General features: G+C 71.3%; 18 protein-coding genes. 11 read left to right on the forward strand and 7 right to left on the reverse strand.

From position 1 onward, the window contains the following. The first annotated feature begins 6 nt into the window (after nt 1–6). The 4 genes from ACIBVL_RS07475 (at nt 7) to ACIBVL_RS07490 (ending at nt 2526) form a co-directional block, all read left to right on the forward strand. The gene (locus ACIBVL_RS07475) at nt 7–204 is read left to right on the forward strand and encodes a CbtB-domain containing protein (RefSeq protein ID WP_399093342.1); all 198 of its coding nucleotides are present in this window, start codon (nt 7–9) and stop codon (nt 202–204) included. A gap of 13 nt (nt 205–217) precedes the next feature. Next, a complete protein-coding gene (locus tag ACIBVL_RS07480; protein ID WP_399093345.1) occupies nt 218–985 on the forward strand; it encodes a CbtA family protein in 768 nt (255 codons plus the stop codon). A 112-nt stretch (nt 986–1097) separates the two neighbouring features. Next, nucleotides 1098–1400: a (2Fe-2S) ferredoxin domain-containing protein gene (locus tag ACIBVL_RS07485; protein WP_399093348.1), complete on the forward strand. Its 303-nt coding sequence runs from the start codon at nt 1098–1100 to the stop codon at nt 1398–1400. A 64-nt stretch (nt 1401–1464) separates the two neighbouring features. Then, nucleotides 1465–2526: a phenylacetaldoxime dehydratase family protein gene (locus ACIBVL_RS07490; RefSeq protein ID WP_399093351.1), complete on the forward strand. Its 1062-nt coding sequence runs from the start codon at nt 1465–1467 to the stop codon at nt 2524–2526. Nucleotides 2527–2807: 281 nt separating this feature from the next. On the opposite strand, the gene ACIBVL_RS07495 is transcribed toward ACIBVL_RS07490, so the two are convergent. Continuing rightward, nucleotides 2808–4829, reverse strand: coding sequence for a ricin-type beta-trefoil lectin domain protein (locus ACIBVL_RS07495; RefSeq protein WP_399093354.1), 2022 nt, complete (start codon nt 4827–4829; stop codon nt 2808–2810). Nucleotides 4830–5207: 378 nt separating this feature from the next. Between ACIBVL_RS07495 and ACIBVL_RS07500 the strand changes: the two genes are divergently transcribed. After that, nucleotides 5208–6014, forward strand: coding sequence for a phytanoyl-CoA dioxygenase family protein (locus ACIBVL_RS07500; protein ID WP_399093357.1), 807 nt, complete (start codon nt 5208–5210; stop codon nt 6012–6014). 33 nt (nt 6015–6047) lie between these two features. Here ACIBVL_RS07500 and ACIBVL_RS07505 read toward each other — a convergent pair whose 3' ends face one another. Together ACIBVL_RS07505 and ACIBVL_RS07510 are read right to left on the reverse strand one after the other, a co-directional pair. Then, nucleotides 6048–7016: an aldo/keto reductase gene (locus ACIBVL_RS07505; RefSeq protein ID WP_399093360.1), complete on the reverse strand. Its 969-nt coding sequence runs from the start codon at nt 7014–7016 to the stop codon at nt 6048–6050. Between the two features lie 75 nt (nt 7017–7091). After that, nucleotides 7092–7607 carry a flavoprotein gene (locus ACIBVL_RS07510; protein WP_399093363.1) on the reverse strand — a complete coding sequence of 172 codons (516 nt, stop codon included), beginning with the start codon at nt 7605–7607 and terminating at the stop codon, nt 7092–7094. Between the two features lie 85 nt (nt 7608–7692). On the opposite strand from ACIBVL_RS07510, the gene ACIBVL_RS07515 reads away from it, so the two are divergent. Next, nucleotides 7693–7878: a hypothetical protein gene (locus ACIBVL_RS07515; protein ID WP_399093366.1), complete on the forward strand. Its 186-nt coding sequence runs from the start codon at nt 7693–7695 to the stop codon at nt 7876–7878. Nucleotides 7879–7887: 9 nt separating this feature from the next. On the opposite strand, the gene ACIBVL_RS07520 is transcribed toward ACIBVL_RS07515, so the two are convergent. Together ACIBVL_RS07520 and ACIBVL_RS07525 are read right to left on the reverse strand one after the other, a co-directional pair. After that, the gene (locus ACIBVL_RS07520) at nt 7888–8103 is read right to left on the reverse strand and encodes a ferredoxin (RefSeq protein WP_399094818.1); all 216 of its coding nucleotides are present in this window, start codon (nt 8101–8103) and stop codon (nt 7888–7890) included. Nucleotides 8104–8114: 11 nt separating this feature from the next. Further along, on the reverse strand, nt 8115–9314 hold the full coding sequence (locus ACIBVL_RS07525; RefSeq protein WP_399093369.1) for a cytochrome P450: 1200 nt from the start codon (nt 9312–9314) through the stop codon (nt 8115–8117). Between the two features lie 337 nt (nt 9315–9651). On the opposite strand from ACIBVL_RS07525, the gene ACIBVL_RS07530 reads away from it, so the two are divergent. Continuing rightward, nucleotides 9652–10275 (forward strand): LysE family transporter, encoded by a 624-nt coding sequence (locus ACIBVL_RS07530; protein WP_399093372.1) that lies wholly within the window; start codon nt 9652–9654, stop codon nt 10273–10275. A gap of 193 nt (nt 10276–10468) precedes the next feature. Next, nucleotides 10469–10915: a nitroreductase family deazaflavin-dependent oxidoreductase gene (locus ACIBVL_RS07535; RefSeq protein ID WP_399093375.1), complete on the forward strand. Its 447-nt coding sequence runs from the start codon at nt 10469–10471 to the stop codon at nt 10913–10915. 97 nt (nt 10916–11012) lie between these two features. Here the strand turns inward: ACIBVL_RS07535 and ACIBVL_RS07540 are convergent, their stop codons facing one another. Then, nucleotides 11013–11981: a cation diffusion facilitator family transporter gene (locus ACIBVL_RS07540; RefSeq protein ID WP_399093378.1), complete on the reverse strand. Its 969-nt coding sequence runs from the start codon at nt 11979–11981 to the stop codon at nt 11013–11015. A gap of 96 nt (nt 11982–12077) precedes the next feature. On the opposite strand from ACIBVL_RS07540, the gene ACIBVL_RS07545 reads away from it, so the two are divergent. Both ACIBVL_RS07545 and ACIBVL_RS07550 read left to right on the forward strand, forming a co-directional pair. Continuing rightward, on the forward strand, nt 12078–13157 hold the full coding sequence (locus ACIBVL_RS07545; RefSeq protein WP_399093381.1) for a glutathione S-transferase family protein: 1080 nt from the start codon (nt 12078–12080) through the stop codon (nt 13155–13157). Between the two features lie 34 nt (nt 13158–13191). Further along, nucleotides 13192–13488, forward strand: a complete 297-nt coding sequence (locus tag ACIBVL_RS07550) for a DUF4235 domain-containing protein (RefSeq protein ID WP_399093384.1) — start codon at nt 13192–13194, stop codon at nt 13486–13488. Between the two features lie 86 nt (nt 13489–13574). Here ACIBVL_RS07550 and ACIBVL_RS07555 read toward each other — a convergent pair whose 3' ends face one another. Then, entirely contained in the window at nt 13575–13967 is a 393-nt protein-coding gene (locus ACIBVL_RS07555; protein WP_399093387.1) for a VOC family protein, read from the reverse strand. A gap of 150 nt (nt 13968–14117) precedes the next feature. Between ACIBVL_RS07555 and ACIBVL_RS07560 the strand changes: the two genes are divergently transcribed. After that, nucleotides 14118–14480, forward strand: a complete 363-nt coding sequence (locus ACIBVL_RS07560; RefSeq protein WP_399093390.1) for a DUF1304 domain-containing protein — start codon at nt 14118–14120, stop codon at nt 14478–14480.

Below are 14480 nucleotides of genomic sequence, written 5' to 3' on the forward strand. Positions count from 1 at the left end.
GCCGACATGGCACACAGCAACGCCACGGTCGCGAACGCGCCCGTCGTAACCACCGCCCTCAGCATCGCGCTCGCCGTGTTCGCCCTGCTGACCGTCCTTTTCCTCCTGCAGGAGAACGGGCTCCTCATCCCGTCCGGGGCTGCGCACTACCTGCACGAGGTCACGCACGACGCGCGTCACGCTCTCGGCGTGCCGTGCCACTGAGAGGTCGACTCCCATGGCCGCGATGACCGTAGGTCGCACCATCGGCTACGGCGCCCTGGCGGGCGCCGTAGCCGGCGGTGCCGGTGCCGCTGTTCAGTACTGGCTCGTCGAGCCGTCCATCCGCGCCGCGATCGCGATCGAGGACGCCAAGTCGGCGATGGATCACGCCGATCACGATCACATATCCGATGCGGTCGTCTCCAGGGGAGAGCAGGTCGGATTCGGCATGCTCACCGTTCTGGTCGTCGGAACCCTGGTCGGTATCGCCTTCGCACTGGTTCGTCGTTTCCTCGGTGCCCGAGTGCCGGGGAACTCGGCTGCCGGTTCGGCGCTGGCCCTCACGGGGCTTGGGTTTGCCGCATTCACCCTCGCCCCCGCGATCGTCATCCCCGCCAATCCGCCGGCGGTCGGCGACCCGGCCACCGTCGACGCTCGAACGGTGACGTACATCGGAACGATCTTCTGTGCGGTCGTACTCACGTCAGCGGTGACCTCCTTGGCGCGTCAGCAGCGTCTCGAGCCGGGGCTTCGGGCCGTCGCCGCCACGGCGCTCGCCGTCGTCGGTTCGATCATTCTGCTCTGGGCGATCCCTGACGTCGCCGACCCGATTCCCTCCGACGTGCCCGCTCAGTTGATCTGGAACTTCCGGCTCGGCTCCCTGGCCCAGATCGGTCTGATGTGGCTGATCATGGGCGGGGTCTTCGGGTACCTCTCACAGGCCGTTGCCCGTGCCCGGAGCGGGGTCGGCGCCGCAGCTTCCGCTGCGGTCGCGCCCAGGTGAGCCGGACATGACCGCAACGTCGGCCCCGAAGACGGATCCTCGACCTGGCCAGGGGCCGCGGATCAGGATGTGCCGGGGTTGCTGTTGCGGCACCCGGCGCAAGCACCCCGACGTGGATCACGACGGCATCGCGGAGATTCTGGCGCACGAGAGCGGGAGCGACGTCGAGCTGGTGAGCACCGACTGCCTGTGGCGGTGCGAGCTCTCCAACGTCGTTGTCGTCAACCCCTCCGCGGACGCACGACGCGCGGGCGCCCGACCGGTGTGGATCCAGAAGGTCAACACGCTCGAGCGGGCCCGCGCGATCGCCGAGTGGGTCCGCCGAGGCGGACCTGGGCTCGCCGAGCCGCCCGACGACCTCGGCGACGCCGACCCTCGGTCCGTTCTCCACCGCTCGCCCCTCGCCGGCTGGTGACCGCCGGCCGCTGAGGCCACCGGTACCCCTTTCGCTGTTCGCCCGCTCGAAGAGAAGGAAGATCATGGAATCCGCGATCGACACCCACCTCCAGTGTCCGCGCACGCTGTCGCGGCGCGTCGCTGACGACTACCAGCCGCCCTTCCCGATGTTCGTCGCCCGGGCGGACCAGTCGCTCCAGCAGGTGGTCATGGCCTACTTCGGTGTTCAGTACGCCGAGGACTCGCAGCGGCCGAAGGCGCTCGCGGCGCTGCGGCACATCGTTGAGAGCTTCGACCTGGCTGACGGGCCGGTCCGCCACGATCTGACCGACCACATCGACAACCGGCACCACCACAACCTGATGGTCGTCGCGTACTGGGCGGACCCCGCGGCGTACTGCCGTTGGCTGCGCTCGGACGGGGTCGACGGTTGGTGGAACTCGGACGAGCGCCTCACCGAGGGTCTCGGCTACTTCCGTGAGATCGTCGCACCGCGCGTCGAGCAGTTCGAGACGCTGTACGCCTTCACCGAGGACTTCCCCGGTATCGGTGGCGTGATGGGCACGTGCAGCGGCGACGTCAGCGAGCACGCGTACTGGGGCTCGATGCGCGACCGCATTCCGCTCTCGCAGACCGACTGGATGCAGCCCAAGGACGAGCTCGCCGTCGTCTCCGGTGACCCGTCCCAGGGCGGGCGCGTCATCGTTCGGGGCCACGACAACATCGCCCTGATCCGCTCGGGTCAGGACTGGCGCTCCGCCGGCGAGGCCGAACGGGGTCTCTACCTCGACGAGATCCTGCCGAGCCTTGAAGCCGGTATGGACTTCCTGCGAGACAACGGCGAGACGGTCGGCTGCTACAGCAACCGTTTCGTCCGCAGTATCGACCTCGACGGCAACGAGCTCGACGAGAGCTACAACATCGGACACTGGCGGTCCCTGGACCAGCTCGAGCGGTGGGCGGAGTCCCACCCGACGCACCTGCGCATCTTCGTCACGTTCTTCAAAGTCGTGGCCGGTCTGGAGAAGCTTCGCCTTTACCACGAGGTCTCGGTCTCCGACGGCAAGGACCAGCTCTTCGAGTACATCAACTGCCACCCGCTCACCGGGATGATGCGGGACGCGGTCGTTCCGTCGGGCGTCTGAGGAGGACTCCGCTCGTCGCCGGTCGGTTGTCGGGCGGAGCCCGCGCTCGGCTCGACAACCGACCCCTGCATCGGACGGACCGACGACGTCTTCAAGAAGGTCCGGCAGCTGGTCGAGTCGGTCAACGACACCCTCAAGGGCCAGCTCGACCTGGAAGACCATGGCGGCCGTTCCTGGTCACTGATCGCCTACGACCACCGACCGGAGATCGGACTTACTCGTCTGGGGCGTTTCCGGCCCATTGGCCCCGGCGCCGGGCCTCTCGGCCCCCCGCCCCTCGCTCAGTCGCGTCCGCCGCCGGAGTAGGAGCCGTATCCGCCGAAGCCACCGTACCCGGAGCCGCCGTACCCGGAGCCGCCGTAGCCTCCGGACGAGCCGGACTGGCCGTTCCAGGTGCAGTAGTACCAGGAGTAGTACGAGCAGGAGGTGCTGTTCGACGAGCCGGCGGAGCTCTTCGGCTCAGGAGCGGCCGAGGGGGTGGGGGACGGTGCCGGGTCGGGCGCCTGGGTCTTCGCCGACTTGGTGCCGGGTGCCGGCGCCGGCGCGTCCGAGGAGGTGCTGTCGGCGCCCCAGTTGACGAACTCCATCTGCGGGTCGGGCTGCGAGGTGTCGATCACCCAGCGCTGGGCGGTGCCGTCCGCGCGGGTCTTCAGGACCAGAGCGCCCGAGCCGTCGGTGGCGGCGGGGGCGAGCGCCAGGTTCTGGTTCGAGCGCGGCACGAGCGTGCCCTGGAGGGTGAAGTCGTACCGGATGTTCTTGACGGCCGCGTCCGAGGCACCCGTGCACAGGCCCAGCCGCACCGAGTAGCCGAGGCGGGAGTCGAGGCACAGGTCGGGGTCGGCGGCACTGCGCAGCAGCCCGTCGGTCTCGTACGTCCACTGCTGGTCCGCGTCGGACGAGCAGGTGGCGAGCTCGATCTCGGCGCCCTGGACGGCCTTGCCGTCGACGAGGCCCATGCAGAGCCCGGAGGCGACGTTGTGCAGCCGGCCGTGCAGGGTGCCCTGGGTCTCCTCCTCGGCGATCCAGGACGGCTTGTCGGTGGCCGTGTCGGTGCCCGCGGACGGGGTCTGCGACGCCTCGCCGCCGGCGGTCGGACCGGTGCCGCCGTCGGAGCCGAGGGCGGCCCACACCACGAGCGGGAGGACGACCATCCCGCTGACCGTCAGGACGGCGGCGGTGAGGTTGCGCCGGCGGGCGCGGCGGGCCGCCTTGCGGTCCGATCGGCGGGAGGCGGGACGGCTGTCGGTGCCAGGGCCGGTTCCGGCGGCGTTCCGGGCACCGCGGCGCCCGGCGTCACCGGGTACGGCGGCCTCGCCCGCCGCACTCCCCTCCGGGGCCCTGCCGAGCGGGTCCGCCGTGCCGGGTGCGTGGGCCGTGCCCGGCCCGGGGGACTCTCCCCGCACGTCGTCGAAGGCCTCGCCGCTCATGGCCGGGCTGCGCCGCTCCCTCGGCGCCTCGGCGCGTGCGCGCCCGTCCGCGGTGGCCCTGCCCTCCAGGTAGGCGCCGGCCGCCCAGCCCAGGATGCCCTCGGCCAGGGCGACGCCCAGAAGGCCCTCGAACTGCAGCAACTGGTCGGCGGTGTACGCGCAGTGCCGGCACTGCGCGGTGTGCGCGCGCAGGTCGGGGTCGACGTCGACGCCGCCGCGCCGGCAGGTGACGTCCAGCAGCCGGTGGTAGCGGTGGCAGTCGTCGTCGGTGGCGAGTTCGCGGTGGACCTGGAGCACTTCCTCGCGCAGCCGCTCGCGGGAGCGGCGTAGTTCGACCCGGGCGCCCTCCTCGTCGAGGCCGAGCAGACCGGCCGGGACCGCCAGGGGTTCGGCCTCGGCCTCCGTGTGCCACAGCAGGCAACGGGCCGACTGGGGCAGCCGCTGGAAGGCGCGGGCCAGCATCCGCCGGTTGGGTGGCGGGAGCAGCAGGACGGCCACGCGGTCTCCGTCGCCGTCCACGGCGCGCAGGTCGGGGTGGAGCAGGTCACGGCGGCCGTCGGAGTCCCACTCGGCGGCGAGCCGGCGGACGGTGGCCAGCAGATGGGGGCGCCATGCGGCGGTCGGCCCGTTCTGCTGCTGGGTCGCGCCGAACAACCGGGTGAAGGCCGCCGTGGTGAGCATGCCGGCCGCGCGCTCGCCGTCGGTGCACAGCCGCGCGTAGGCGAAGGCCGCCTCCCAGTGCCGGTCCAGCAGCTCGCCCACGGGGTAGAGCGCGGGCGACGCCCCCGCCCACTGTGTCAACTCGGAGCTCAGCTGTTCGTCCGTCGCGTCGAGGCGGCGAGCCGAAGGGGAATTCGACAGGCCTGCGTCATTCAAGGCTGCATTCCTCCTGGAAGCATGTCCTGGGGACACGGACACGCGGCAAAGGGCAGGGTTCGGCACCAGTGTGAGGTCGGCAGGGGACGGCTCTTTTGAAGCGTGGGGGATGCGACCGAACACCGGGCCTCGTGCGCACGGAGGAGAAAGCGTTGTCCGTGCGCCGACAAGGCACACCTTCGCACAGCCGGACCAGGAGGAACAAGAGATCTCGCGGTTTCGTGCGCGGTACGCGGGAGCCGAGGATCTGACGTTCCGTCAATAGAATCCCGAACGAGGACGACTTCGGGGCCCTTTGGGGGCGGTCACTGTATTGGTGTCCCTTTCGGGAGGGTAATTACGGCACGCATTCCGTTCCGTCGACCGAGGAGGAGCTCCATGTCCGTCACCGGCGCCGGCCTGACCCAGGCCGGGTTGAGGCAGTACGAGAAGGACGGTTTCACCGTCGTACCCGGGCTGTTCGGATACGGCGAAGTGGGCCGCCTGTGCGCCGAGTTCGCGGCGCTGCAGGCGGCCGGGAGCTCCGTGCCGGGGCACTTCGAGCCGCGGGCCGGGGACGATCCGCTGGACCGGTACCCGAGGGTGATGCATCCGCACGAGATCAGCGCGCTCGCCCGGCGGATGCTGCTGGACGCCCGGCTGCGGAGTGTGCTGGAGGAACTGCTGGGCGAGGAGGTGCTGGCCGCGCAGAGCATGTTCTACTTCAAGCCGCCGGGGGCGCGCGGGCAGGCCCTTCATCAGGACAACTTCTATCTGCGGGTCGAGCCGGGCACGTGTGTGGCGGCGTGGCTGGCGTGCGAGGTGATCGACCGGGACAACGGCGGGCTGGAAGTGGTGCCCGGTACGCATCGGATGGAGTTGTTCTGCCCGGACGAGGCGGACGAGGGGGTGTCGTTCGCGCGAGAGTACGTGCCGCCGCCGGCCGGGCTGGCGCCCGTGCCGGTGGACATGGCTCCGGGGGACGTGCTGTTCTTCAACGGCAGTCTGGTGCACGGGTCGCAGCCGAACCGGTCCTCCGACCGCTTCCGGCGGTCGTTCATCGGGCACTACGTGGGGCGGTCGGCGGAGCGGATCGGCGGTTATTACCGGACGTTGTCCATGAGTGGGGCGCGGGTCTCCTTGCCGGAGAGTGAGGGGGCGGGACCGTGCGGGACCGAGTTCGCGTCGCCGTCGGGTCCGCACTAGGGGGTGGTACAGCCCCCGCGTCCTGCGTCTCTTTCAGTGGCCGGCGACGGGGTGGGGGCCGTAGGGCTGCTCCAGCTCCTCCAACTCCTTGGCCGTCAGCGTGAGTTCCACCGCCGCCACCGCGTCCTCGATGTGCTGGGGTTTCGCCGCTCCGATGATCGGGGACGTCACCGTGTCCTGGTGGAGGAGCCACGCCAAGGCCACCTGGGCGCGGGGGACGCCTCGTTCCGTGGCGATGCGGGAGACGGCCTCGACGATGGTGTGGTCGCCCTCCAGGTAGAGCGTGCTGCCGAAGTTGTCCGTGGAGCTGCGAGCGGTACGGGCGCCCCAGTCGCGGGTGAGGCGGCCTCGGGCCAACGGGCTCCAGGGCAGTACCCCGACGCCCTGGTCGGCGCAGAGCGGCAGCATCTCGCGCTCCTCCTCGCGGTAGAGGAGGTTGTAGTGGTTCTGCATGGAGACGAACTTCGTCCAGCCGTGCCGTTCGGCGGTGTACTGCATCTTGGAGAACTGCCAGGCGTACATCGAACTCGCCCCCAGATAGCGGACCTTGCCCGCCTTGACGACATCGTGCAGCGCCTCCATCGTCTCCTCGACCGGGGTGTGCGGGTCGAAGCGGTGAATCTGGTAGAGGTCGACGTGGTCGGTGCCGAGGCGGCTCAGGCTGTGGTCCAGTTCGGACAGGATCGCCTTGCGGGAGAGGCCGCCGCCGTTGGGACCGGGGCGCATGCGGCCGTGCACCTTCGTGGCGAGGACGATCTCGTCGCGGCGCGCGAAGTCACGCAGCGCCTTGCCGACGATCTCCTCGCTGGTGCCGTCGGAGTAGACGTTCGCCGTGTCGAAGAAGTTGATGCCGGCGTCCAGCGCCTGCCGGATCAGCGGCCGGGACGCCTCCTCGTCGAGGGTCCACTCGTGCACGCCCCGGTCGGGGAGACCGTAGGTCATGCAGCCCAGACAGATCCGCGAAACGTCCAAACCGGTCGAGCCGAGCTTCACGTACTGCATCGTCGCTGCCCCTGACGTCGGTGTGGACACCCACAGGGGAGCCTACGTCGCCCGGCGCCGCTGCGGCGGGGTGACTCACCCCAGCAGGTCGAGCGCCCGCTCCCAGCCGAAGTCCTCCCGCTCGCCGCCCTCGTAGGGGTATCCGAACCGAGCGCCCATGTCACGCAGGCGTATCAGGCTCTCCTGGTAGGCGGGGTGGGCGGCGAGGGCGCGGGAGACGCAGGGCAGGACGCCGATGGGGACGCCCTGGCCGGACACCTCGCACAGGGTGCCCAGGGCGAGGGTGTCGGCGATGCCGGCCGCCCACTTGTTGATGGTGTTGAAGGTGGCCGGGGCGACGACGACGGCGTCGGGGTCGGGGAAGGGACGCGGATCGCCGGGGCGGCGCCAGGCGGAGCGGATCGGGTGGCCGGTCTGCGCCTCCACGGCGACGGTGTCGAAGAAGCCGTTCATGGCGGGGGGCGTGGCGATGACACCGACCTGCCACTCGCGCTCCTGCGCGGCGGTGATCAGCTTGCCGACGCCCGCGGCGATGCCGGCGGCACAGACGACGACGTAGAGGAAGGGCGGCTTCTCGTCCTGTGCGGTCACGCCGGAAAACCTACTGGAGCGGGGCCGGCGGTCCGCGTTCGGCCCGGGCCTGGGCATCTTCCGGTACCGGACCCGCTGCGGTGTCGTGCCCGGGCACACCGGGAACTTCCCCGGCCACACCCGGCTGGCGGCCGCGACGCCGGACCGCCGCCGCTCGCCGACGTTCTCCGTGACCGGCCGGGTCAACGAGGCCCGGGCCCCCGCCGTGGCGGCGCGGACGCGCGCCCTCCGGGAGGACTTCGTCTGCGCCCTGCCGCGGGGCCGGCACTGAGGTGCCGTGTCACCGGTCCGGTCCGGACACCGTGATCGCGCCGACCGGGCAGGCCCGTGCCGCCTCGCGGACCATCGGGTCCCCGGCACCGTCCTCCCGGCCGGGCAGCAGCGTGCTGAAGCCGTCGTCGTCCTGGGTGAAGACGCCCGGCGCGGCGAGGGCGCACTGGCCGGCGCTGATGCAGACGTCCGTGTCGATGTGGATGCGTGCGTGCTCGGTGTGCATGGCGGTGCCTCTCACCAGGTCACGGGGAGTTCCAGCATCCCCTGGATGGTGTCGCCCGGCTTGATGCGGACCTCCTCGGCCGGGATCGCGAGCCTCAGGCCGGGGAGCCGCTCGACGAGGGTGCCCAGGGCGATCTCCAGCTCGGCGCGGGCCAGGTTCTGGCCCAGGCACTGGTGGATGCCGAAGCCGAACGCGAGGTGGTGGCGGGCGGGGCGGTGCCAGTCGAGGGTGTCGGGGTCGGAGTAGGTGTTCTCGTCGCGGTTGATGACGGAGGTCGAGAAGACCACGCCGTCGCCGGCCCGGATCGTCGTCCCGGCGATCTCGATGTCCTCGGTGGCCAGCCGCAGCAGCCCGTCGGCGATGGACAGCAGGCGCATCAGCTCCTCGACTGCCGTCGGCAGCAGCGCGGGGTCGGCGCGCAGTTCGGCGAGCCGCTCGGGGTGCTGGAGCAGGGTGTACGTGCCGAGGGAGATCATGTTGGCGGTCGTCTCGTGGCCGGCGACCAGCAGGATGGTGGCCAGGGCGATCGCGCCCTCGCGGTCCACCGTTCCGTCGCGCAGCTGTTCGTGGACCAGGGCGTCGAGGACGCCGTCGCCGGGAGGGCTCTCCATCTTGCGGTCGATGAGCGCCCCGAGGTAGTCGTCGAGCCGGTCGCGGGCGTCGCGCACCTCCTCAGGCACCCGGCTGCGCAACATTCGCCGGGACTGCTCCTCGAAGAACTCGTGGTCGGCGTACGGGACGCCGAGCAGCTCGCAGATCACCGTCGAGGGCACCGGCAGCGCGAAGGCGGAGACCAGCTCGGCGGGCGGCCCTTGGGCGAGCATCGCGTCGATCCGCTCGTCGACGATCCGCTGGATGGCCGGCCGCAACGCGGTGGCGCGTTTCAGCGTGAAGCTCGCCACGAGCAGGCGCCGCTGGGCGTGGTGTTCGGGGTCGTCGACGTTCAGCAGGGCGGCCCGGCGGTCGAGCAGCGCCTTGAAACGCGGAGAGGTCGCCGGGTAGCCGGGGCGGGTGCGGTCGGTGGACAGACGGCGGTCGGCGAGCAGGGCGCGGGCCGTGTCGTGGCCGGTGACCAGCCAGGCGGTACGGCCGTCGTAGAGGGTGACGCGGGCGAGCGGGCGGGCGGCGCGCAGGGGGTCGTAGGCCGTGGGCGGATGAAAGGGGCAGGTGCGGTTCTGGGGGAAGTCGACGGGGTGCGTGAGTTCCGTCATGGGAGACCTCGCAGGCGAAGGGTGCGGCGTGCCGATCTGTGGTGCCGTTCGTCGTGCCGTCTGTCACACTGATCGCCATTAGATGCCCCAGGCACCTACATGACCACGCAGAGTTCGGCCAGATGGACGAAGGGCGCGAATTGGCCGGAACCAGCCGCTCCGGGTTTCCGCCGCCCCGAGCCGGCCGGGAAATCCGGTTGCCGTCGGCCGCCCCGGACCCGCAGGATCCGGCCATGTTCACCTTCGAAGCCCCGCTGCCGCTGATGTCCGACGCCGTCCGTCCGGCGCGGGTCCAGCAGCAGCCCGGCCGTCCCCGAAGGCCCGATCCCGCGCGTCCGTGACGGCCGCGCTCCTCGCGGGCCTGATCGCGGGCTACGGCATCGCCGTGCCCGTCGGGGCCGTCGCGACCTACCTCGTCTCCCTCACCGCCCGTACCTCCCTGCGCACCGGCGCGTGCGCCGCGCTCGGCGTCGCCACCGCCGACGGGCTCTACGCGCTCCTGGCCACCGTCGGCGGTTCCGCCGTGGCCGCCGTGCTGCGGCCGGTGCTGGTGCCGCTGCGCTGGGCCTCGGCCCTGGTACTGCTGGCCCTCGCGGCCCGCGGCGCGCTGACGGCCGTACGCCGGTACCGCGCCCACCACCTCGCCACCCGCTCCGCGCCGCCCCCTCCGAACCCCGCCCGGGCCTACCTCGGCCTGCTCGGCATCACCCTGCTCAACCCGACCACCGTCGTCTACTTCGCCGCACTGGTACTCGGCGCCGGCACCACGGACGCGGTAAGGCCCCTGGAACAGGGTGTGTTCGTACTGGCGGCCTTCGCCGCGTCCGCGAGCTGGCAGCTGCTGCTCGCCGGGGGCGGTGCGCTGCTGGGCCGGGCGCTCACCGGTAACCGGGGGCGGCTGGTGACGGCCCTCGTGTCGAGCGGGGTGATGACCGTGCTGGCCGTGCGGATGGCGAGATAGCGCGCTCCCGACCGGCACCGGGGCGTCCACAGCGCGGCCATCCGATCGGGATCGCCCTCGGGGATTACCCGCGGGCCAATGGCGTACTCGGAAGAGCGGTCCGACGCGGATGAATTCCGGCGATGCGGGTGTTGAAGCAGACAACCAGTCGGACCGACGACGTGACGAAGACGCGACGAAAGGGACCCATACCATGCCTCTCGAAGGCGAGTACGAGCCCAGCCCGGCCGAATGGGTGCGCGAGCAGGTGGAGTTGTACGAGAGCTCCGGCGGCACCAAGGGGACCACGCTGCTGGACACGGGCCTTCCGGTGATCGTGCTGACCACCCGGGGCGCGAAGAGCGGGAAGATCCGCAAGACGCCGCTGATGCGGGTCGAGCACGACGGGCGGTACGCCCTGGTCGCCTCCCTGGGCGGGGCGCCCCAGCACCCGGTCTGGTACCACAACGTCAAGGCCGACCCTCGGGTGGAGCTCCAGGACGGGCCCACCAAGCAGGACATGACGGCCCGTGAGGTCACGGGTGAGGAGAAGGCCCAGTGGTGGGAGCGTGCCGTCGCCGCGTATCCGGCGTACGCCGACTACCAGAAGAAGACGGACCGGGAGATACCGGTGTTCGTCGTGGAGCCGGCCGACGGCTGAGCCGGGAGGACCGGGCCTCCCGGCGCGGCCCCGGCGGGATCCGTAGAAAAATCTGCCGCCAGAACGCATGAACGGCTCCGCACCGGGCAACCGACAGTCAGGCCCCGCCGCGCTCCCCCGTCGCGGCGGGGCTTTCTCGTTCCTCGCGCGCGGGGCGGTCGGTCACGTCGAGGAAGATCTCGCCCGTCTCCGGGATCTCGCGGGCGACGGCGCGCTTGATCCGGACGGCGACCTCCTCGACCCGCTCGCTGTCCATGCCCGGCGCCAGGTCCACCCGGGCCGCGACGAGGGCCGTGTCGAGGCCCATCTTCATCGTGAACACCCCCTCGACGCTGTCGATCTCCGGCTGCGCGTCCAGCAGCGCCCGGATCCGCTCGGAGGTCTCCGGGTCGGCGGCCTCGCCGATGAGCTGGTCGCGGGCCTCCCGGCCGAGGCGGTAGGCGACGTACACCAGCAGGGCGCCGATCGCGAGCGAGGCGGACGCCTCCCACACGACGCTCCCGGTGACCATGTGCAGGGCCATGCCGATCGCGGCCAGGGTGACACCGAGCACGGCCGTGCCGTCCTCGGCGACCACGGTGCGCAGGGCCGGGTCGCGCATCGTCGCGGTGCCGCCCTGCCGGCGCACCTGGTAGAGGGCGCGGACGAGGGAGACGCCCTCGGCGAGGAAGGCGACGCCGAGGACGATCAGACCCGCCACATAGCCGCTGAGTGTTTCGTCGGCGCCGCTCCTGAGGGCCTCGACGCCCTGGAAGAAGGAGAAGCAGCCGCCCATGACGAAGATCCCGACGGCGGCCAGGAGTGACCAGAAGAAGCGTTCCTTGCCGTAGCCGAAGGGGTGGCGCCGGTCGGCCGGGCGGCGGCTGCGGCGCAGCGCGGCCAGGAGGAACACCTCGTTGAGGCTGTCGGCCACGGAGTGCGCCGCTTCCGACAGCAGCGCGGGAGAGCCCGCGGCCAGACCGCCGACCGCCTTGGCGACGGCGATCAGGAGGTTCGCGGCGAGGGCCACGAGGACGGTGAGGCGTGTCTTGCGGTCGGCATGTGTGTTCGACGATGTCCCGCTCACCTGAGCCGACTGCCCCGGCCCGTCGGGCTCACACCGTGCCGTCGGCGGAAATCGGGGAACGCGTTCAGCAGAACGGCTCGGACAGGAGGAGACACGATGAGCGGCGGGGCCGACGACAACACCGTTGGCGGCAGTGCCCCGGGCGGCAGTGCCGCCGGCGGCACCACCCAGGACGGCAACAGCGCGTACGGGCACAAGCGGTTCCAGCGGTCCAAGAGCCACTTCTCCGACCGGATCACCGCGGACGGCCGGGACGGCTGGCCCGTGGAGGCGGGCCGCTATCGGCTGGTGGTCAGCCGTGCCTGCCCGTGGGCGAGCCGTGCGGTGATCTCCCGGCGGCTGCTCGGGCTGGAGGACGCTCTGTCGATGGCGATCGCCGACCCGGTCCAGGACGACCGCAGCTGGCGTTTCACCCTGGACCCGGACGGCCGTGACCCGGTCCTCGGCATCCGCTATCTCGCCGAGGCCTACGACAGGCGGGAGACCGGCTACCCGGGCGGCGTCAGCGTGCCGGCGCTCGTGGACGTGCCCAGCGGCAGGCTGGTGACGAACGACTACCAGCGGATCACCCTCGACCTCGCCACCGAGTGGCGGGCCCTGCACCGCCCCGGAGCGCCCGATCTGTACCCGCAAGGGCTGCGCGACGAGATCGACGCGGTCATGGCCGAGGTGTACGAGGACGTCAACAACGGGGTGTACCGGGCCGGCTTCGCCAGCACCCAGGAGGAGTACGAGGAGGCCTGCGCGGGCGTCTTCCGGCGGCTGGAGCTGCTGGCGTCCCGGCTGGCCGGGCGGCGCTACCTGGTCGGCGACACGGTCACCGAGGCGGACATCCGGCTGTTCACCACGCTGGTCCGCTTCGACGCGGTGTATCACGGCCACTTCAAGTGCAACCGCTGGAAACTCACGGAGAACGAGGTGCTGTGGGCGTACGCCCGCGACCTCTACCAGACGCCCGGCTTCGGTGACACGGTCGACTTCGATCACATCAAACGGCACTACTACCAGGTGCACACCGGCATCAACCCGACGAGGATCGTCCCCGTCGGCCCGGACCTGGCCGGCTGGCTCACCCCGCACCACCGCGAGCGGCTCGGCGGCCGCCCCTTCGGGGACGGTACGCCACCGGGGCCCGTGCGCGCGGCCGAGGAGGTCCCGCCGCCGGGGCGTCCCTAATCACCCATCCGACCCAGACGTCAAGGAGAACCTCGTGGTCAAGAAAAGGAAACTCCCCCTCGTCTACCAGCCCGTGGGTTTCGTCCTCGGCTGGGCGAGCGGCGCACTGGCGGGGCTCGCCTTCCGCAAGGCGTGGCAGGCGATACGGCACGAGGACGACGCCCCCGACGCCCTGGACCGCGACCGCGGGTGGACCGAGGTCCTGCTGGCGGCGGCGCTGCAGGGCGCGATCTTCGCCGCGGCCCGCAGCGCCGCCGACCGCACGGGCGCGAAGGCCATCGAGCGGTCCACGGGGGTGTGGCCGGCGAAGGAGAAGGGGGGCCGGGACTGAGAACCCCCGGGGCCCCTTCCCGGGGCCCTTGAGGGCTCTCCCCGAGAAATCCTGGGAGACCCGGCCCCGGGAAGCCCCCTGTCGGCTCACCCCTGTTTCGGCGCGGTGGACGGCGCACGCCGCAGGGTGAAGGAGTGGCCCGCCGGGTCGGCGTAGCCGCGCTCCTCGTGCGGGCCGGCGGCCCCCTTGGTGTCCACGGGCCGGCCGCCGAGGCCGACGATCCTGCGTTCCGCCTCGTCGAGGTCGTCGACGACGAAGTCCAGGTGGGCCTGGAGGGAGTTCTCGGGGCGGGGCCAGCTCGGCGGGGTCGCGTTGACGTCGCGCCGGAAGGCCAGCCGGGTGCCGCCGGCGCCCCTGATCTCGACGCGGTTGGCCGTCACATCGGTCTCCTCGGCGTCCAGGAACCCCTTGTAGAACTCGGCGAGCATCTCGGGCTCGGCACAGTCGAGCACCACGACGCCCGCTTTCACCAGTGCCATGTCTTCTCCTCCACGAGGTGCCGGACGGGCCGCTCCCGCCCCGAACCTTGCGGATACCCCCGTATCGGCGCCATGTTCGCGCATCTCCCTGGACTTCTTGGACAGCTGTCCCGCTATAGTGGACACCTGTCCAAGAAGTTGGGGGAGACCATGGAGATCCTGGCGAACGTGCTCGTCGTGCTGGTGGCCGCGTTGCACTTCTACATCCTGGTGATGGAGATGTTCCTGTGGCAGAAGAAGCCCGGGATGGGCTTCCACGGCTTCGACGCCGAGATGGCGCGGCGGACCGCCGCCATGGCCGCCAACCAGGGGCTCTACAACGGGTTTCTCGCCGCGGGGCTGGTGTGGGGGCTCGTCGCCGGTGACCCGACCGGGTTCCGGGCGCAGGTGTTCTTCCTGTCATGCGTGATCGTCGCCGGGGTGTACGGCGCCGCCACCGCCAACCGGCGGATTCTGGTCGCGCAGGCCCTGCCCGGCGCGCTCGCGCTGGCCGCCGTGCTGATCGCGCGGTGA

This window comes from Streptomyces sp. NPDC049687, from assembly GCF_044465285.1.
In the GTDB taxonomy this organism is placed as follows: Bacteria; Actinomycetota; Actinomycetes; order Streptomycetales; family Streptomycetaceae; genus Streptomyces.